The following is a 17970-nucleotide window of genomic DNA, read 5'->3' as shown; positions in this document are numbered from 1 at the left end:
ATGCAAGAATAGCAAACCTGAGAAAAGACACTATTCATAAACTTACTACTTACTTATGCAAAAACCACGCGAAGATAGTAGTAGAAGATTTAAATGTTTCACGCCACTTGCTTCAAGTCGGGAAACCCGCCCAACGCAGTGGCTCAGGAATGTTGTCAAATCATAAATTAGCTCAAGCAATAGCTGATTGTGGGTTTTATGAGTTTAAGCGTCAGCTAGAATATAAAGCTAAAAAATTTGGTTGTGAAATTATAATTGCTGATAGATTTTATCCATCAAGTAAAACCTGTTCTCACTGTGGGCATAAAAAAGATAGTCTTTCCTTGTCCCAAAGAATTTATCGCTGTGAGAACTGTGGTTTGCAAATAGATAGGGATCTAAATGCAGCAATCATGTTATCGCGTCTGGCTAAGGCGTGAAAGTCTACCGAGGGATAGCCGCTCCCATGCTCCCGTTGAAGTAGAAAGTAAAGTCTAGCTTTGTCTAGGTTTTATATAGCAGTTAATTACCCGTCAGCTATGGAGCGAGTGCGATGTACGCAACCGTCACACAACTACTGACTTTTGAAGAGTTTCTTGCCTGGGACGATGGTTCAGGTAGAGAGTTTGAGTTATTGGATGGGATTCCTGTGCCATTATCAGAACCAAATGCCAATCACGAAGATTTAATCCAGAGGCTGTGTGCCTACCTTGAAAATCACTGCCAAGAAAATGACCTGCCGTATGTGTCGCGCCAGTCAAAGCAGAGCAGGATAAAAACAGCACCAGGAGAAAAAGAAAAAAGCCGAAAAGCTGATATTGTCATATTTGCTAGGGAAGAATGGCAGCGGATGAAAACTCTCTCTAGTTCTGCTGCTGCATATATTCCCCCACCGGGAATTATTGAGGTTGTTAGTAACAATTGGAAGGATGACTACCTAACAAAACTTGCTGAATATGAGGATTTAGGCGTTTTAGAGTACATCATCGTAGACTATGCCGCTTTTGGTGGCATTCGCTTCATTGGCTCTCCCAAACAACCAACTATTACAATTTACCAACTTGAAGATGGTGAGTATTTACCCCCAAAGGTGTTTCAAGGAAATAATCGAATTGATTCGAGATTGTTTCCCAACATTACCCTAACAGCTGAACAGATTTTTGCCATGAGTTGCTGATTGGCAAAGAAGAATTGTCAGACAATTTTGGATTTTAGATTTTGGATTTTGGATTTTGGATTGACCCCACGAATAAATCAGGGGGCTTGGAAATTTTAGATTTTAGATTTTGGATTGATTCCACAGATAAATCCGGGGGCTTGTACCATTAAGGAATCGTCGGTCCGGATTCAGGGCTAAATTTTATCATACTTTTGTATTATGAATATTTCTTGCTAGTTGACCTAAGCTTTTCAACACTGATAAAACTGTATACAACTCATTCCCCGGATTGAAAATATAAAACAAGCGAGAAAACCCATACTTTGGTATATTTTCATTAATCAACTTGACGAAGATAAAACTACCACCATTGGTAATTAGTCCATATATTGCTTTGTCGGGTTTAGAAATTGCCAACATATAAGCAAGAATCTGGGCTTTACCTACTTCCACAGAAAAAGCTGCTTGTTTGGATTCAATGACTACTACTACTAGCTGTTCAAACAAAACTAAGACATCCATCTGTCCTTTAACCGTTACACCAGCATCTTCAGCAGTAATTTCTACAGATTTGTCTGATTTAACATGAAATGGAGATAGGTAAAAGTCTGCTAAATCTAACAGGGGAGACAACACCACCATCTTCACAGTATTTTCAAGTAGAGGTGGGTACTTAAGCAAATTGGCATAGCTGGCTTTAACTCTGTCAAGTTGTTGTTTTTCTAATTGTGTAATTTCTGGCAATTCAACAAACAACTCTGTAAAAAATTGCTCATCTTCAACCAATTGAAGTCGAAATTCTGTTTCTAATTCCAGCAATGCTCCCTCTTTAGCCTGTATTGTTTGAACCATATCATATCAATTTATTTCCTTTAGGTTTCAACGTAGACGGGATTTATATATAATTACTCGGCTTTGTTTCCAAGCACGATATGATAATTATCTATATTGTCACCCGTGCATTTTTATAGCCATCACTATGATTGCAGCTAAAACACCCACTAGAAGACACTGGGATCTGTTTGAGATTTACAAAGCTAAGGTTGCTATTAAGATGGAGCCTGAAGAGTTCCTAAAACATTGGGTTGTCAATTACGAAGAACTTGCCGAACTGTGCGGACGCTCTAAAAGCACTGTAGCTCATTGGTTTTCCCAAGGTGAACACCGTAGAGAACCATCAGAAGCAGATAAACGCAGACTGGCAGAAATTCATGCACTGTGGACTCAATTTGAAAATGAACCTGCTCACCTCAGAGAACTCTGGGCGAGAAAGCGCCGTCGCAAGCATGATATAAATTGTAATGATTAGTTGTCATTGGTGCATTATTTAGTTGTCACCATGACAACCCTCACTTTATTGTGTGTGATAGCTATTCGTGCTTAACACAGGTGAATCATGATTACCCAAAGCTTCTTATCCGAGATTGAAGACCTCAATGCACCCGGAACTAATCAAGGGACTGTATTGTCAGTCCCTCTTAAAGAACCGCTCAAACATCTCTTGATAGGTTCTCCTAAAGCTGTAACCAGTACAATTCACTACTTACAGGTGATTGGCTATGCAGAAGTTGGAGATTGGAGTCCTCTGCTACCAAGCCCTAACCCAAATGAGGTCATGAGCATTTTGAATAGACCTATCGTAGTGCAATAGGCACTGTTACTTTAAAAGTTTAATAAAGCTATCGTTAGCGATTCCTACGGAGCGCTAGTTCCCTCCGGGACCTTGACATAAAGTATTTTTTGTGAATATTAAAGATGTTTTAATTTGTGTTTCCGCAAAACCCTGATTTAACGATGTTGTCACCGGAAAAATCAGGATGACTGAACATCAATAACATTCAGAAAATCTTCAGCAGTAATAATCGGGCAAGAAAAATTATCTTGTAGACTGAGTAAATCGCAATCGCCTGTCACAAGATAATCTGCCTTGCTAACCACAGCTAGAAGTAAAAAAGGCACATCAAAAGGGTCACGACATTCAGGAATTACAGGCAAGTTATCGGGCATCGCTATAGTTTCACAAAACAGTATGTAATCCGATAGTAAATATTCTTGCTCTATTGGCGTGAGCTTGAACTTTGGATAACCAAGCACTCGGATTAACTCTGTGATCGTTGCTTGAGAAACTAGGGGAGTAAAGCGATCGTCTTGCCATGCCAAACGAAGCCTAGATACTCTACCCCTAAATATCAACGCAGAGACTACGATATTAGTATCAATTACCACTCGTGGACTAACCATCACGACTGACGCGCCCAAGCTACTGCATCAGCTACATCCTGTTCACTCAACCCTAAATCCGCTAGTTTAGCTCTAACTGCATCAGCCCGTTGAATCTTTACTGGAGTCAAAATAATTTGCCCATCCTGAACCTGTATTTCAAAATACTCAACTTCTCCGATTTCACGGGTAATACTTTTAGGCAGTGTGAGTTGATTCTTAGAGGTTAACTTGGCCAGCATGACAATCCTCCTAGCTTTTGCCAGAAAATGTAAGGAATCCTTACTTTAGTATACACATTTTACCTGACAAGTATGAGAGTAAGATTTAGCGATTGCATCAGGATAGCTCAAGAATAGAGAAAATATTGAATCAAGCGGAAAGCGCATTACGTGAAATCAAGTTAACTTGAAGTTCCCTGCACCGGGAGGGTAGAATATAAAAAAAGCTTCCTGAAACAGCCCTTCCAGGAAGCTAGATGTCGTCTACTACGTGATGCTTATTTCTCTCATGGATGTGAACAACATTGAGGTCAGTCCTGTAGAAGTTCTCCCCGCTCCCAGTCAGGTTGTATCTCGTGATACTTCTCAACCTGTTACCGCCGAATTAGTTGAGGAGGTAATTCGTCAATATTATTACCGCACACCTGCCGTATCAAATGATGAGGAGTTGATTTTGGCTTGGGCAGGGTCACAAAATCGGGAACAGACTAAGCGAAAATACTATCGCTTTGGTCAAAAATTACTGGAGTGGGTACGGAAGCAGGGGATAGAGGATTTACGCTTGGTTCAGCAACCAAAGTTACTAGAATTTGTCGCTTCTTGGGGTGAGGTTTCCCCTTATACTAAATCTAACCAGGTTTTGATGTTGCGATCTCTCTGGAGTTATGGCAGCAGTGAGAATGTGGGCTACTTTTTACGGAATATTGCTAGTACGATAAGTTACGATAATTTCACTGATTTACCGAAAGCAGAGCGTTATCTGGAAGATTGGGAGTTGGAACAATTGGCTCATGCTGCCCAGATGTTAGGGGAGAAACACTGGTTGGTTTTCTGTTTGCTTTTTTATAGTGGGATGCGGGTAGGTGAAGTGGGTCGGGTAACTATTCCTGGTCAGGAACCAGGTCAACCCCAGGAAGATTATCCGGGTTTATATTGGCACAACTTTAAATGGCAACCAGAGCCGATACCCGGAGATAAACACCGGGGATATTACACGATTAAGTTTCGGGGCAAGGGGGGGAAGTACCGGGAAATTGGTTTAGACCATGAGACTTCGATGATGTTTAAGAAGTACCGGGGGATGGCAGGTGAGAAGATGCCTGTGTTTCCTAATGTCTCACCTGATCCAAAGAAACGGGGTTTGCCATTGAGTGACCGAGCGATTAAAAAATTGATTCAGGATATATCTGAGGTGGCAGGGGTGAAGTTTTCTTGTCACTGGTTGCGTCATTCTCACGCATCAAGGGCGGTGGATAGAAAAACGCTGTTTGAGGTGCAAGACCAGTTGGGTCATACTAAGAGTGATACGACTAAGACCTATGTTCGTCCCAAAAGGGATGCTGGGACTGGGACGGTGTTGCCCAGGTTTTGAGGAAAATGTGATCCAATGGGTCACAAAGAGGAAAGGGAGCAGGGAGCAGGGGGATGGGAAATTAGCGTTTTATGAGCCAGGGAGATGGATTGTTGATTATAGTTACGAGAATGCCTAATACTTGGTTGTAGGTTCTATAAAGTTCTCTACCTGTATCAACTTCTAAATAACCACATTTCACAGCAAAAGTAAGCCAAGTTTGAGTTTCTGCTGCTTCTGCTTCACAGAAGAAGCAGAGGGGCAGGGAGCGGGGAGCGGAGGGGAAAGTTCTCCCGTTATCCCCCTGCCCCCTGCCCCCTGCCTCCTTAAAACCCTTGTAGCAAACGTTGAATAGAAATTTTAATTTCTGGAAATGCTAACGGAGATATTTCACCTAAAGTCAAAGTTAATTCTTGGGAATAATCACCATTTATTGGTTCTCTAAACACTTTTACTTGTTGATTATTTAAATCTACTACCCAATATTCAGGAATTGATGCAGCAGAGTATGTTTTGCGTTTTATATCTAAATCTTTATTCAGGGTCGTTTTAGAATATTCGATTAACCAAAATATATTTTCAGGATAAGGATGGTGACTGCGATAAATAGCACGCTGTGGTTCAACTATTGCTAAATCTGGTTCTGGTTCTGAATTACTTTCAGGAATAGTAATAGGTTTTGCATCTCTTACCAATGCTTTTGAACCAAGTAATTCCCGCAGGTATTCAGCAGAGTCAGTATTAATTTGTGCGTGTTCTGGTCCTTCCGGTGCCATGTTGATAATTTCTCCATTTAGTAGTTCAACCTTGCGACCAGCTAAAAGGCCAATTTTAATCATGCGATGATAGTCGTCTAAACTCCATTTAGCAGTAGTAACTGTCATGGTGAGTTTTCCTTGCATCTAGGCTGTGATTTTCATTTTAAGCTCAAAATTCACTACAAAGATGAGATATTCTGACTCCTGAATCTTGAATTCTCTTTCTTTGATGAGGAATTTACGTCTAATCTTCAGTTTTTCAGCTTTTGACTGAACCTTGATTGCTGAATGTTTACAGTTACATTATAATCACCAAAAATGTTGTTTTTTGTTATATAATAATATCATGTTTATTTTATAATATTATCACAATCCTAAAGTTTGGTGTTAACAGTTATCATGGAGTACCCAAAGCACTGGAAAGAATTGGCTAAAAACATTAAAGAAAAAGCTAATTGGCGTTGTCAAAAATGCGGTCGCGTTTGCTTACGTCCTGGTGAAAAACCTAATGATATTATTAACCCCCGTGCCTATAATCTCCAGGTTCATCACTGGAATAGAGACCCATCTGATAACAGATTAGAGAACCTAATTTGTCTTTGCAGTGGATGCCACCTTAATTATCATCGCGGTGGAAAGGGTAATGTTTCTGTTGGTCAATTATCTCTATTTGATCTGTCAAAATTTTAGATTTTATTCATTGGAAATGTAGATATTTTCTTGAGGAGAAATGGAAAAAGAAAATACACAATTATTTGTCTGTATTTATTTATCTGCATCAAAAATAGTTAAACTAGAAACAAATCCCTAAAATTTTCTTGACAGAAGGGTTTAACTTCCTCCTGTCAAAATAATTCTTAATTAGTTGGCATCACTGGTTATTTCTTGTTATTTAATCAGGATTTGTCTGATTAAAATACTCATGAACTCCCCAACATTACCAGTGGGTATAGGTTCACTCCAATCTCCAACATCTGCATAACCAATTACCTGTAAATGATGAATTGTACTGATAACAGTTCTCCTTGAGCCAATTAATAAATGCTTTAATGGTTCTCTGTTACTGGGTTCTTTGACTACTGTGGTGTCATTAGCACCGGCGAGAAAATTTTGAATTTGTGTCATGATTAATTTACCTGTAAGGGTTAAGGCGATTTGCCTACCTGCCAAGGTTCACGAAGTGCAGCGTAGGTGTCGCCTTATTTTTATTTTATATGTAGATGTGTAAGTGTGTATATAGCATCTCCCATAAATTTGTAAAGTGTGGAGGTGTTGATGTGTGTATAGCCCGTGGTAAGACCAAGAAAAGCTGAGAAAGACAAATATGGTGAGCCAAAGCAGAGGTATCAGATTATGCTAACTGAGACTGCTTCCACAGAACTTGATAGGGTATCAGAAAAATTAGGTATCACCAGAAGTGAGTTAGTTGAACAGGTGATTAGACAGGGTTTATTGGAATTAGTAAAAATAGATATAACAGAGGATTAATAAGCTGTGAATAATTATTGTTAGCTTTTGTTAGGAAAATACTAGGACATCACGGCATAAGTTAATGAACCATTGGAAATCTTTCAAAAGCAGACTCTATATTACTTTTGACTTTTGACTTCCGCGAAACCCCCTACTGCCGAACTGGATAATACAACCCATCTTCTGCCTGAAATTTCCAGCCTAACCCACTTGGATCTCGATTCCTAGACCAGCTGATGAATTCCTGCTCAGTTTTGTTTTCTCGTTCATTAATTAAACTCTGCGCTGTCACTCCCAATCTCTGCGCTAAATTTTCATTGGGAAAGGAGTTGATTTCTACTGGTTGTTGATACTGGTATGGATACGCTGAACGCCGTGGTCTGGAGTTACTGTATCTACCAGAAGCGTTGCCTGCGGCGAGCGAAGCTATCGCTTTTTCAATCTTTTCTAAGTGCTTGGCAATAGTTTCTAGTTTAACAGCCAGATGTTCGTCTTGCTGGCAAAGGTGTGTTTCCAGTTGCCCCAACTTTTCCTCTACCTCCTGTAACTCGGTGGTTGCTTCCAGTTTAGTGTTGATATCAAACTGTGAAATCAATTCCTGTAACCCTTGCAGTAACGCCGTTGTGTGACCATCACGGTGAATTTTTGACAGGTTACGTACTACAGGAATTAGTACAGTAGGCACGCGGATCATTTGGCTGGGTGGGGTTTTGTTATTCATGGCGATATCAGTTGTGATATCGAGAATTGTATATGAACCCACCTTCCGCACCCTAAACTGTCACACAACGAAAAATGGTCGTTTGGGGATTTGAGATTGGCGATCGCCACCTAAGATTTAGACTATTTTGTATCAAAATTATCATCAAAGGTATTCAAAAATCCGAAATTACCGATTGTGACACTGGGGGGTGCGGAATGTGGGTTTTAAATCATTCATAAACTCGTTGAATTGCCCCAGTGCCTGTGTAATGATACCAATATCATCCTGTTATGTTCAAAGATTTAAAAAGTATTCCAAAGGAGCGATCGCATATTTTCCCTGTTCATCTTGACTCACTAAACCTAAAGCTATTAAATCCCTATCAATAAACAACTTTGTCGCTTTACCACCTTGATCAATCTTACTATTAATCAACTCCATAGCATAGCAGATGGTATCATAAACCCGTTGGGGATTCATAGCCGTTGTAATAGGTTGATATCTGCTAACTGATTCACACAGTCGGTAAACACCGTGTTCTTGGGACTGGGGATAGCCATAATGCTTAACAGCACGCCGTAAAAAGTATCCAGCAGTAATTGGTTGTTTTCCTGAAGGACGCACACAGGAGTAACTACAATCACCAATTGTATCAGCTGCCATACTCCCAGGCATAAATCGCAGAATATTAAAATTTAAAAAATCGGGTTTACACCTTTCAATACCAAAACTAATTGCTTCAATATCATCCGCAAAAGTCGTTGGTTCGTAACCTATAATATCAGTTTTTTGATCATTTAATTTGGCCTTTGGTAGTCCTAAAATTAAAAAATAACTACTGGGTAAACCAGCCTTATTCATATCTTGAAAAACTTGCTCAATCTTAGATGGATAATCCCATGCTTGCCTAATTTGACTAGCAATAGAACCATTAAATTTATGATTTGCTAATGATACTTCTGGTAATGTATGCTCAACCCCAAAAAACATATACACACAATTATTTTCTACCAAATAACGCATCTGCTCATAGTTAATTTTATCAATTCTCGTATTTGAACCCCAAACAAATCCTTCTGCTTTTAATATTTCAGCTTCTCGTTTGGCAGCTTGATCATGAACTGTAAAAGTATCAACATCTAAATAAATTGCTTCATAGCCACGCTGTTTTAATTGCTGTAATTGCCGACGAAAAGATTCTTCACCCAATCTCACTACATTATTACTTTCACTACTTTTATTACAGAAACCACACCCCCAAGGACATCCTCTCTGGGTAAAAATTTGGGCTGTTTTTAATTGTCTACCATCTGAGGATTTAAAAATATCCATATCATGGACTTGGGGTAAATGAATTAAACCAAAGTTTTGATCAATATCATCAAATTTATTCACTCTTGGGGCAATGGTACGGTAAAATTTACCATCATCATTGATAAAACATAAGCCGGGTAAATCTTTCATTTCTTGATAGAAAGTTCCTCTGGCAACTGCATGAGCAATTTTGACAATTGATTCTTCACCTTCACCATCACAAAATGCCGTAATCCAAGGTGTAATCCTGGCAATGTCTTCAACACTTTTAGTTGCATAACCGCCAACTAAAATCGGCACATTTTCCCGTTTATGTTTTTGTAATTCTGCAAATATTTTTCTACTATGTTCGTCAATTTCTGACCATTGATTTGTTAGACAACCAGCAAAGATAATTAAGTCAGCATTTCTGATTTCTTTTAAAACATCATCAATGCTTAAATCAGGACGTTCTAAATCTAGTTGTATAACTTGACTAAATCCAGCATTAACTAAACTAGAAGCTAAAACGGGTAATGCTTTATTAGCTCCGTTGAAACTTCGATGTTTAATAAATTCGCCAATCAATACGATTTTGATAGAATTGTTATAACATGATATTTGATAATTAATTAAATTTTCAGTATTGTTTTGAATTATCATTATGGTAAGCAACTAAAATTGTTTTTTGATGGGTAATGAACAGAAAAACAAATTTATGTATTTATTATATGTATCCTGCGAATGAGATAACAAGCCAAATTGGCTTGTTCAGGTATTCATTTGAGGATACTGTTTCTGATTCAATTCTGAGACCTTAATCAACAGCACCCAACATTTTTAAAGAAGCTTTTTCAGCATCGGTTAAACCTGTAATCCCACTAATATCCAGACGTTCATAAATGCGGTCTGATTTAAGTGGCTGTAATCTACTACAAGTTTGCATATCCCACAATTGAATATTTTCGTCTTCGCTGCCACTAGCTAATAGCTTACCATCACTACTAAAAGCTAAAGAACGAATTGCGGCTGTATGTCCCCGCTTGAGAATTTCCATACACTCACCTGTACTCACTTGCCATAGTCTCACAGTGGTATCAGCGCCAGCACTAGCTAAAATCTGTTTCTTGGGACTAAATGCCACTGAGTAGACTGGTTTATTATGCCCTCTCAAGGTTTGGACACACTCACCTGTGCTAACATTCCACAACTTTACAGTTTGGTCTTCGCTACCACTAGCTAAAAATTGCCCATCAGAACTAAATGCGACTGACCAAATCATGTCTTGATGGCCTGTGAGAGTTTGCAAACATTCACCTGTACTAACATCCCAGAGTTTAATGTGACTGTCTGCGCTACCACTGGCCAGAATCTCCCCATGAGGATGAAATGCTACTGTCCACACCCAATGGCTATGGGCTTTGATTTTTTGCACACACTCACCGTTAGAAGTTTCCCAGATGCGAATGCTGTGGTCTTCGCTACTACTAACTAAGGTATTTCCGTCCGGACTAAAAGCAACTGTCCATACCCAGTTATCATGTCCTTTGAGGGTGTTAATACATCTGCTGTGACGACTATCTGTGATGTCCCAAAGTTTAATGGTATTGTCTGCACTACCACTAGCCAGTATTTTTTCATTGGGATGAAAAGCGACAGAACGAATCCTGCCTTCATGTTGATTAAAAACGTGGCATTCTTTGGTTTGTAAGTTCCATAACCCAATATTGTGGTCATCCCGACCACTGGCTAAGATTTGACTATCGGGGCTGAATTGTACAGAATACACATCACGGGTATATCCTTCCAAGACATTCAAGGAATTTCCGGTCTTTACATCCCATAGTCTAGCTGTTTGGTCGTCACTGCAACTGATGAGAGTGTTGCCATCAGGACTAAAGGCGATCGCCCAAACTTGGCTATAGTGACCTTCTAAGGTTTTGAGACATTCACCCCGTGCAATATCCCAGAGTTTGATAGTTCTGTCTTCACCAGTACTAGCTAGGGTTTTCATATCAGGACTAAAACGAACTGAATAAATCTTTTTACTGTGTCCCTTCCATACTTGCTGACATTGACCTGTATTTACATCCCATAGTCTGAGAGTGCGGTCTGCGCTACCACTAGCTAGTGTTTCCCCATCAGGACTAAAGACTACAGAGTTAACTTCACCATTATGGCCATTGATGGTTTTCACACATTGACCTGTGTTGATATCCCAGAGTTTAATTTTCTGGTCTGCACTGCCACTAGCAAGTAAAGGCTGAATGTTGGTACTTTTAGACGGTTGGAAGGTGACAGATAACACCCAGCCTTGATGACCAGAAAGGGTTTGCTGACAAACTCCTGTAGCAATATCCCAAATTTTAATAGTTTGGTCTTCACTGGCACTAGCTAATAAAGAACCATCAGGATTAAAAGCTACTGAATAAACTTTATTAGTATGTTCTTTGAGTGTGTGCAGACATTCCCCTGTTTCCACATTCCACAGTTTAACTCTATAGTCTGCACTACCACTAGCTAAAATTTTACTATCTGGGCTAAAGGTCAAAGCCCAAACCCAAGCAGTATGACTTTTATAAATGCGAATTTGTTTAGTATCAGCAGTGCGCCATAATCTTATTTCTCCTGACATTAAACCTGTGGCAAAGAATTTACCATCGGGACTAAATCTCACAGATACAAGACTAGACATTGTTTCTGTAAACACTGAACCTGTTAAATCGGAATTAGCAAAGCTAGTGTTTTGTAGGTTGACATTTTTCAGGTAGGCTTGCCAAATAGTCAAATTAGAAAAATCCCATCTACTTAAATCAATTTGGTCATTGTGCTGGGATTTATCGATCTGGAGTTGTCGCAGTAAATTGATTAAGTTTCCTGCTGCATAACCTTTAGTTGGGGGTGATTCCTGTTGTAAATTTATAAGCAGTTGTTGCAGATGAGTTTCTAGTTTTTTTGTTGTCCCAAAGGCTGTGATCAGCTTTTGTTTTACAGATTCTAGGATCAATCTTTCTTGTATGAGTCGGATATGATCAAGCGATCGCGCTTGAATTAAGGGGTAGGCATTAATAAATTCTAGTTTTTGTCCTTGGTAAATTTCATCAGTTACTGCTTCTATATAGTTTTCTGTCACATATTCCATTACTACAGACTGCTGGCGAAATCTGCTAGTGTTTGTTTCTTTTTCAAGTAGCGATCGCCGTAACAATGATTCTATAACTTCTAGTATGTTTGACCTGGCATCTGTGGTACTTAAATCACTTTTTAAATTTATCAAGGAAACATATTCCCGATGAATTGCCAGCCAATACATAACTTTTTTTTCTAAATCTGACAAACGTTTAAACTGGGTATCTAGCAGGGTGCGAATATCTCCATAAGCAGCACTGGCTTCTTCAATTTCTGTTAAAAATTCTGTAATGTTATTGCTGAATAAGTCATAAACTGTAGTGGCAACTATTTTTAATGCTAAGGGGTTGCCAGAATATCTAGTGACTAATTCTTGTAACTGTTGAGGAGTAAATTCACATCCTTTATCCCGCAGAATTTCCCTAGCTTCATCTACATTGAGGCTGGATAATTGTAAAACTTTCACTGGTAGATTTTTACCTTCTAGTGCAGCCACTTCTTTGGGTTTTTCTCGGCTGGTGAGTAATAAACAACTATTATGTGATGCTTCTGCAACTTTTTTAAACAAGTAGCCATAGTTTTCATATCCAATTTCATATTCACCAGCCCATTCTTGAGTTTTACCCTCACCACTACGTAGCACTGATTCCACATTATCTAAAATAACTAGGCATCTATGTTTTCTGAGAGTATCAATTAGTAGAAGAATTTTATTATTTTCACTCACTGTTAAGTAATCTTGAGCATCGTGAGGTAAAAATCGTAAAAGTTGGTTAAGAATTTCCTCTAATGGTGGTGCATTACGAAGCGATCGCCAAATCAAATAATCAAATTTTGGCTGTACTTTTTTGGCAACTTTAGCTGCTATCACAGTTTTACCAATGCCACCCATACCCAACACTGCTACTAATCTACACCGCAAAGGATCACCATCAACTATCCAGTCTTCTAAGTCTAAAATTTCTTCATTTCTACCCCGAAAACCTTCTACATCAACCGCCTCACCCCAATCTTCTTGTGAAGTAGGAACATTTTCATAAAGAGATTTATATTGAGCAGATAGTTTCTGTTTCAAGTTATAAATTTTTTTATTCCCACTCCCTTCTATACCTAATTTGCGGTAACTTTCTCCTAATCTTTTTCTCACTGCTGGTTGAGAAATCTTCAGTCGCTCGGCAATTTCCGCACCAGAATAATCATTTAGTGCTAAAATTAACGCATCTAGCTCCGTTTTGGTAACATTATGCTGGTTTGCAACTGCTGTAATGAAATTATCAGGAAGTAAAGGTCTATTATCTGCTGTATTCATCTTTTCTAAGCTCCATATCATATCTGTTACTTATCTGTATGTGAGAATTTTGTATAGCATGAATAATACCTCCAAAAAGGAGTTTTATATAGTCTTTTTCTCAGCTTTACAGTAATTACACACTTATATTAGTCATCTTTATATTGATGAATGTAGCAATATTAACTGTTTGTGAGGATATACGTAAATGAAAATCCTTGATTAACAAATAAATATTCTCTGCTTGATTATTCCTCACGTATTATTTAGGGGTTGCTGAGAAAGTCTTTCCGTGAGGGCATAGGAGTCAGGAGTCAGGAGTCAGGAGGAGATTTGAAAATTTCTTTGCCATCTCTTGAAATCCCAAAAAATGCACACTTTTTCCGGTATACCCTTCAAAACCCTTGCACTAATTTCTGTGTTTATCAGCCTCTAACCTTTGATATATCAAGGTTTTAGGTTTATTCAGCAAACCCTATTTATGACTCCTATAGCCATAAGCTTTTAGGTTCTTTCAGTTTCCTGACTCAGCTATTCTCTTTTTCAGGTTTCATCACATTACAGCAATTGTACTCAGAATGTTAAGGGATTGACAAATCAAAAAATATCCCATCGTTTTGATCACAGTGTAGCAAGGAGCAGAAGAAGACGTTGTTGTGATTCCAGAAACCTGGATAAATAGAGAAATACCAGCTAAATCATGTCATTTCAGGTTTGTGTATAAAAACTTACTCTAGTATAACTTTTTATATTTATGTGAGATGGCATTTAGCCGAAAAACTATATATAAGTTTACAAAATCGACTTTTTGCAAAAAAATTTCCTAAACACCTTGCATTTTTACTGTAGGTATGATTATCCTATATACATATACCTCTATGTGAGATATACAGATAGGTCTCAAGTCAACAGCCAATATTAGGGGGTAACTAATATGACCAGTTTTTTCAGACTGACAGACTTTATCAGAAGTGGGGATGCTCTTAAAAGCGTTTTGAAAATAGGAGAAGAATCCCCAGAGATTTTAGCTAAACCCAACCCGTTATATGTAGTGAAGTTACCACCGGTTTTTTCTCATATCAGCTTTCTGCTGATTGAAACTTTGTCGGACACTCAACACGGCCAGTTTACTATTTCTAGTAAAAAGGGGAAATATGAAAGCATCATCGAATTAAGTGGTCATATTAGCCACCGTTATACGTTGAATCCACAAGAATTGCAAGAAATCCAACAATTACACGATCATATTATTAACACTTGGATCGATTATCGGAACAAAAATCAATAATGCGATATGTCGCTACAGCTATTCACAGGGTAAAAAACGAGTTACGGAATGAGGTTTTAACACAACTAAATATTTAATTTTCTGAAGACATTGGGCTTTTGATAAATGAGAAGTTTACAAGCCGGTAGTGTATGTTTGCACGCCGGATTTTTGCGTAGGTTTTGCACTTCGTAAATTTCTAGTGCAAATTGTATCTAAATGTATCTCAAGATAGGAGAAACCCATGAGAAATAATCGCCAAGATAACCCAAATCCTTTGTTAAATTTGGCTGGAAAAGGATTGAAATATTTACTATTAACCATCTCTGGTTTTGCGATCGCGATTGTTGTGTTTAACGTTTTTGGTGCATGGTCAATTGTTACAGTATTGCTATCCTTGAATATCTGGATTTGGTTTATCAGGGCTGCAATTTCTTTATTCTGTATGTTTGCGATCGCTATGATTTTTGAATCTTGGAGTTAGTCCAAATTTATGGTGCTGCTTCTTCAGATATTACCTTTGGCTTATTTTCATTCAGCCAAAGGTTTCAAACCAGAGGAGGTCATATCATGTCAGATAACGGCAACGGCATCAAAGGTGAAGCACTATCAGTAATTTTGGTAATCTTAGTTGCAGGATCGATATCTTTAGCAATTGTCAATAAAGATAATCATCTTGCTTATTTTGATATCGTGAAAATAGCAATGGTCTATAGCTTTGGCTCTCACAAATCCAAAGATAAACCAAAAAAGTAAGCCAGAAATGAGATGGACAAGTGTTTCTCTGGGATTATTGGGTGTGTAGCATCCCCACAATGTTCTATCAGGTTTATCTCCAGGCTGTAGGTCACCAAAGGACTTGGCGTTAACACCAGCATAACACTACCAGCAGCCATCTTAAATAATTCTTGCTGGTGTTCAGAGTCCAGTCGTTCAGGGGCTTCACCAACGCTTTCTTCAGTTTACGCCATAATAATCCGAGAGCCTTCTGGAAACTTTTCTACTTTGATTTGCGTTCCTAATTCTTCTCCCAAAGCAGGAACATGAGTAATTACGCCCACTAATTTGTCTTGCTGACCCAAAGATTGTAGGATACTTGAGACACTTTGCAGAGTTTCAGCATCTAATGTTCCAAATCCTTCATCTATAAACAGACTGCCTAACTTAGCTCCTCTTGATAGCTTTTCTGAGAGTGCTAAAGCCAGGGATAAAGAAGTCGCAAAGGTTTCACCACCGGATAGTGTCTGTACCCGTCTTGTTTCGCCACCACTCCAATTATCTTCTACATAGTATTCTTTATCGTCATATTTTAAGGCATATCGCTGTTCTGTAAGTTCTCGCAGAAACACTGTTGCTTGTTCTACTAACTCCTGCTCAAAATTTTGGAGAATATAGGCTTGAAAACGATCCGATTTTAACTCTTTGGATAATATACGATAAATTTCTAAATCTTGCTCTTTGCTGGATAGTTGGGCTTGTAATTTCTCTGCTTGCTCTCGCTGCTCTTCAGCTTTAGTAATCCAAAGTTTTAAATTGTTGTATTCATCTTGTGATTGCTTACGCTTTTCTTCCGCAGTAACAACAAACTTTTCATGTTGGGCAATTATTTCTGGATTTGTGGTTTTATTGCCGATTTCGTTAGTTTCTTTGGTGATAAGAGTTTCTAGCTGAAGTTTTTTATTGTCGTGATCTGTAATTTGCTGCTGCCATCTATTTTGTACTTCTGGTGATGCTTTGCTTTCTTCACACATTGCTTCTGTAAAGTTTTCTGATGACAAACGAGTTTGCCATTCAGCTTCTATTTGTACTTTTGCATTAGAAGCTAAATCAAAGTCTTCTCGTGATTTTAAATCATTTTGTTGAGATTGGAGAAATTCATCACGAGCAGTTTGATGAAACTTATGTGCCTGCTGAAGACGATTATCTAAATCTTGTTTATCTTGTTCTAGTTTTCGGACTAAATTCTCGTAAGAATCACCACCAGTAAGTTCTGATAGTTTGTTGGATATTTCTTGAAATTGTGTTTTTTGGCGTTCTACTTCATTTGCTGCATCTTGATGCTGGGATTGCGTATTTGATAACTTATCTTTGGCAAATTTAAAATTTTGTTCACTTGCATTAACTTCCGCATCTGCTTTATCTTTCTTGATTAAAGATTCCTGATATTTAGTATCCCTTTCATGTAGTGTTTGGCATTCCTGCTGAAGTGCCTGAACATCCCATGTATCTGTTTTTAATATGGCAATAATTTGTTGTGTTTCTGCCTGCAATTCGACTTCTTTAGCTGCCAATATTTGGAGGTATTCAATTTCTTGTTTCTTTAGTTCATCTCTTATGGTTTCAGCTTTAGTTTTGGCATCAGCAGCTTTTTGACGGTTTTTCTCAGCAGTCTGAGCGCGTTTTTCTAGTGCTTTAATATTGTCTGAAGACTCTAGTTGTGGTAACAAGTTGTCTTCTGGGTATACTCCACCGCAAACAGGACAATCATCACCCTTATGGAGCAATACTCGTAAAGCAGAGGCATAATTTTGTTGTCTAGCAGTATCTAATTTAGCACAAATTTGTTCACATTCTTCTATGGATTTTTGCAGATTTAAAATAGTAGACTGATAATTATTATCGGCCGTTTTTAATTGTTGGGTAATTTGTTGGAGTTTTGAGCGATCGCTTTCGACTTGCTTTTGAATACCTTCCCATTTAATTAGTAGTGGGTTAACTTGATTAAGCTGCTCTAGTCTTGTGCCACCAAGGGAATATTGAGAAAGTTCATTTTTAGCTTCAGTAAATATCTTATTTTTCTCTGCTAATTCAGTTTCAGCCTTTTTTACTGCTTTGTTAGCTTCAGTTACAAGCTTGATTTTGTCTTCCAATATTTTTTCTAACCGCTTTAGTTCATTGTTAATTCCACGACGCTGTTCTTCATAAATTTTGGCAGCATTAAGAGCTTCTTCTTGCTGTTTTAGTTGTGGTGCAATTTTAGCTTGATAAGCTTGTGCTTGACTTAAATTATCTTCCTGAATTTTCAAAGCAGATTCTTTATCAATCAAAGCTTTAGCAGCATTCTCAGCAGCAATTTTGGTGTCATTATAACGAGTACGAGCAGAATTTACTGATGTCCAAGTGGCTGATAAG

The 17970-nt window shown here is 38.3% G+C and carries 19 protein-coding genes and 1 pseudogene; 10 read left to right on the top strand and 10 right to left on the bottom strand.

The features are described from left to right. Positions 1 to 419 (top strand): RNA-guided endonuclease TnpB family protein (locus H6F47_RS22315; protein WP_190651081.1); only part of this gene is annotated, 419 nt, incomplete at its 5' end. A gap of 113 nt (positions 420 to 532) precedes the next feature. Continuing rightward, on the top strand, positions 533 to 1156 hold the full coding sequence (locus tag H6F47_RS22310; RefSeq protein WP_190651078.1) for a Uma2 family endonuclease: 624 nt from the start codon (positions 533 to 535) through the stop codon (positions 1154 to 1156). A gap of 186 nt (positions 1157 to 1342) precedes the next feature. Here the strand turns inward: H6F47_RS22310 and H6F47_RS22305 are convergent, their stop codons facing one another. Further along, complete coding sequence (locus tag H6F47_RS22305) at positions 1343 to 1990, bottom strand: restriction endonuclease subunit R (protein WP_190651075.1); 648 nt, start codon at positions 1988 to 1990, stop codon at positions 1343 to 1345. Positions 1991 to 2117: 127 nt separating this feature from the next. Here H6F47_RS22305 and H6F47_RS22300 point away from each other — a divergent pair, with 127 nt between their 5' ends. Continuing rightward, positions 2118 to 2447: a helix-turn-helix domain-containing protein gene (locus H6F47_RS22300; protein ID WP_199291258.1), complete on the top strand. Its 330-nt coding sequence runs from the start codon at positions 2118 to 2120 to the stop codon at positions 2445 to 2447. A gap of 87 nt (positions 2448 to 2534) precedes the next feature. Beyond that, positions 2535 to 2789, top strand: a complete 255-nt coding sequence (locus tag H6F47_RS22295) for a hypothetical protein (RefSeq protein WP_190651072.1) — start codon at positions 2535 to 2537, stop codon at positions 2787 to 2789. A gap of 161 nt (positions 2790 to 2950) precedes the next feature. Here H6F47_RS22295 and H6F47_RS22290 read toward each other — a convergent pair whose 3' ends face one another. Together H6F47_RS22290 and H6F47_RS22285 are read right to left on the bottom strand one after the other, a co-directional pair. Next, a complete protein-coding gene (locus H6F47_RS22290; RefSeq protein ID WP_096572954.1) occupies positions 2951 to 3379 on the bottom strand; it encodes a putative toxin-antitoxin system toxin component, PIN family in 429 nt (142 codons plus the stop codon). Continuing rightward, positions 3379 to 3600: an AbrB/MazE/SpoVT family DNA-binding domain-containing protein gene (locus tag H6F47_RS22285; protein WP_096572953.1), complete on the bottom strand. Its 222-nt coding sequence runs from the start codon at positions 3598 to 3600 to the stop codon at positions 3379 to 3381. The genes H6F47_RS22290 and H6F47_RS22285 overlap by 1 nt, the downstream gene beginning before the upstream one ends. A 268-nt stretch (positions 3601 to 3868) precedes the next feature. On the opposite strand from H6F47_RS22285, the gene H6F47_RS22280 reads away from it, so the two are divergent. After that, positions 3869 to 4951: a site-specific integrase gene (locus H6F47_RS22280; RefSeq protein ID WP_190651089.1), complete on the top strand. Its 1083-nt coding sequence runs from the start codon at positions 3869 to 3871 to the stop codon at positions 4949 to 4951. A 61-nt stretch (positions 4952 to 5012) separates the two neighbouring features. Here H6F47_RS22280 and H6F47_RS22275 read toward each other — a convergent pair. Further along, positions 5013 to 5177, bottom strand: a pseudogene (locus H6F47_RS22275) (four helix bundle protein); the annotation flags it as partial. Between the two features lie 79 nt (positions 5178 to 5256). Next, complete coding sequence (locus tag H6F47_RS22270; protein WP_190651069.1) at positions 5257 to 5814, bottom strand: Uma2 family endonuclease; 558 nt, start codon at positions 5812 to 5814, stop codon at positions 5257 to 5259. A gap of 273 nt (positions 5815 to 6087) precedes the next feature. Here H6F47_RS22270 and H6F47_RS22265 point away from each other — a divergent pair, with 273 nt between their 5' ends. After that, positions 6088 to 6378: an HNH endonuclease gene (locus H6F47_RS22265; protein ID WP_096572951.1), complete on the top strand. Its 291-nt coding sequence runs from the start codon at positions 6088 to 6090 to the stop codon at positions 6376 to 6378. A gap of 198 nt (positions 6379 to 6576) precedes the next feature. Here the strand turns inward: H6F47_RS22265 and H6F47_RS22260 are convergent, their stop codons facing one another. Then, the gene (locus tag H6F47_RS22260) at positions 6577 to 6813 is read right to left on the bottom strand and encodes a hypothetical protein (protein WP_096572950.1); all 237 of its coding nucleotides are present in this window, start codon (positions 6811 to 6813) and stop codon (positions 6577 to 6579) included. A gap of 165 nt (positions 6814 to 6978) precedes the next feature. Between H6F47_RS22260 and H6F47_RS28650 the strand changes: the two genes are divergently transcribed. Continuing rightward, positions 6979 to 7176 carry a ribbon-helix-helix domain-containing protein gene (locus tag H6F47_RS28650; protein ID WP_071191986.1) on the top strand — a complete coding sequence of 66 codons (198 nt, stop codon included), beginning with the start codon at positions 6979 to 6981 and terminating at the stop codon, positions 7174 to 7176. Positions 7177 to 7309: 133 nt separating this feature from the next. Here the strand turns inward: H6F47_RS28650 and H6F47_RS22250 are convergent, their stop codons facing one another. From H6F47_RS22250 to H6F47_RS22240, 3 genes are all read right to left on the bottom strand, one after another. Further along, positions 7310 to 7879, bottom strand: coding sequence for a hypothetical protein (locus tag H6F47_RS22250; protein ID WP_190651084.1), 570 nt, complete (start codon positions 7877 to 7879; stop codon positions 7310 to 7312). A gap of 276 nt (positions 7880 to 8155) precedes the next feature. Further along, entirely contained in the window at positions 8156 to 9742 is a 1587-nt protein-coding gene (locus H6F47_RS22245) for a radical SAM protein (RefSeq protein WP_236104089.1), read from the bottom strand. A 229-nt stretch (positions 9743 to 9971) separates the two neighbouring features. After that, complete coding sequence (locus tag H6F47_RS22240) at positions 9972 to 13592, bottom strand: NB-ARC domain-containing protein (protein WP_190651067.1); 3621 nt, start codon at positions 13590 to 13592, stop codon at positions 9972 to 9974. A gap of 913 nt (positions 13593 to 14505) precedes the next feature. Between H6F47_RS22240 and H6F47_RS22235 the strand changes: the two genes are divergently transcribed. From H6F47_RS22235 to H6F47_RS22225, 3 genes are all read left to right on the top strand, one after another. Beyond that, positions 14506 to 14859, top strand: coding sequence for a hypothetical protein (locus H6F47_RS22235; protein ID WP_190651064.1), 354 nt, complete (start codon positions 14506 to 14508; stop codon positions 14857 to 14859). A gap of 223 nt (positions 14860 to 15082) precedes the next feature. Beyond that, the gene (locus H6F47_RS22230; RefSeq protein ID WP_096572946.1) at positions 15083 to 15322 is read left to right on the top strand and encodes a hypothetical protein; all 240 of its coding nucleotides are present in this window, start codon (positions 15083 to 15085) and stop codon (positions 15320 to 15322) included. Then, positions 15313 to 15594: a hypothetical protein gene (locus tag H6F47_RS22225; protein ID WP_236104088.1), complete on the top strand. Its 282-nt coding sequence runs from the start codon at positions 15313 to 15315 to the stop codon at positions 15592 to 15594. The genes H6F47_RS22230 and H6F47_RS22225 overlap by 10 nt, the downstream gene beginning before the upstream one ends. Before the next feature lie 206 nt (positions 15595 to 15800). Here the strand turns inward: H6F47_RS22225 and H6F47_RS22220 are convergent. Beyond that, the coding region (locus H6F47_RS22220) for an SMC family ATPase (RefSeq protein ID WP_190651061.1) at positions 15801 to 17970 on the bottom strand (2170 nt) is incomplete at its 5' end.

The organism is Sphaerospermopsis sp. FACHB-1094, assembly GCF_014696195.1.
Classification (GTDB): Bacteria; Cyanobacteriota; Cyanobacteriia; order Cyanobacteriales; family Nostocaceae; genus Sphaerospermopsis; species Sphaerospermopsis kisseleviana.
Note: the sequence above shows the minus strand (reverse complement) of the source record. Positions and strands in the feature narration are given on the sequence as shown.

Bases quoted from the DNA above. Each gene is read 5' to 3' on its own strand.
- H6F47_RS22310 (WP_190651078.1), top strand. From the start codon at position 533: ATGTACGCAACCGTCACACAACTACTGACTTTTGAAGAGTTTCTTGCC.
- H6F47_RS22305 (WP_190651075.1), bottom strand. From the start codon at position 1,990: ATGGTTCAAACAATACAGGCTAAAGAGGGAGCATTGCTGGAATTAGAA.
- H6F47_RS22300 (WP_199291258.1), top strand. From the start codon at position 2,118: ATGATTGCAGCTAAAACACCCACTAGAAGACACTGGGATCTGTTTGAG.
- H6F47_RS22295 (WP_190651072.1), top strand. From the start codon at position 2,535: ATGATTACCCAAAGCTTCTTATCCGAGATTGAAGACCTCAATGCACCC.
- H6F47_RS22290 (WP_096572954.1), bottom strand. From the start codon at position 3,379: ATGGTTAGTCCACGAGTGGTAATTGATACTAATATCGTAGTCTCTGCG.
- H6F47_RS22285 (WP_096572953.1), bottom strand. From the start codon at position 3,600: ATGCTGGCCAAGTTAACCTCTAAGAATCAACTCACACTGCCTAAAAGT.
- H6F47_RS22280 (WP_190651089.1), top strand. From the start codon at position 3,869: ATGGATGTGAACAACATTGAGGTCAGTCCTGTAGAAGTTCTCCCCGCT.
- H6F47_RS22270 (WP_190651069.1), bottom strand. From the start codon at position 5,814: ATGACAGTTACTACTGCTAAATGGAGTTTAGACGACTATCATCGCATG.
- H6F47_RS22265 (WP_096572951.1), top strand. From the start codon at position 6,088: ATGGAGTACCCAAAGCACTGGAAAGAATTGGCTAAAAACATTAAAGAA.
- H6F47_RS22260 (WP_096572950.1), bottom strand. From the start codon at position 6,813: ATGACACAAATTCAAAATTTTCTCGCCGGTGCTAATGACACCACAGTA.
- H6F47_RS22250 (WP_190651084.1), bottom strand. From the start codon at position 7,879: ATGAATAACAAAACCCCACCCAGCCAAATGATCCGCGTGCCTACTGTA.
- H6F47_RS22240 (WP_190651067.1), bottom strand. From the start codon at position 13,592: ATGAATACAGCAGATAATAGACCTTTACTTCCTGATAATTTCATTACA.
- H6F47_RS22235 (WP_190651064.1), top strand. From the start codon at position 14,506: ATGACCAGTTTTTTCAGACTGACAGACTTTATCAGAAGTGGGGATGCT.
- H6F47_RS22230 (WP_096572946.1), top strand. From the start codon at position 15,083: ATGAGAAATAATCGCCAAGATAACCCAAATCCTTTGTTAAATTTGGCT.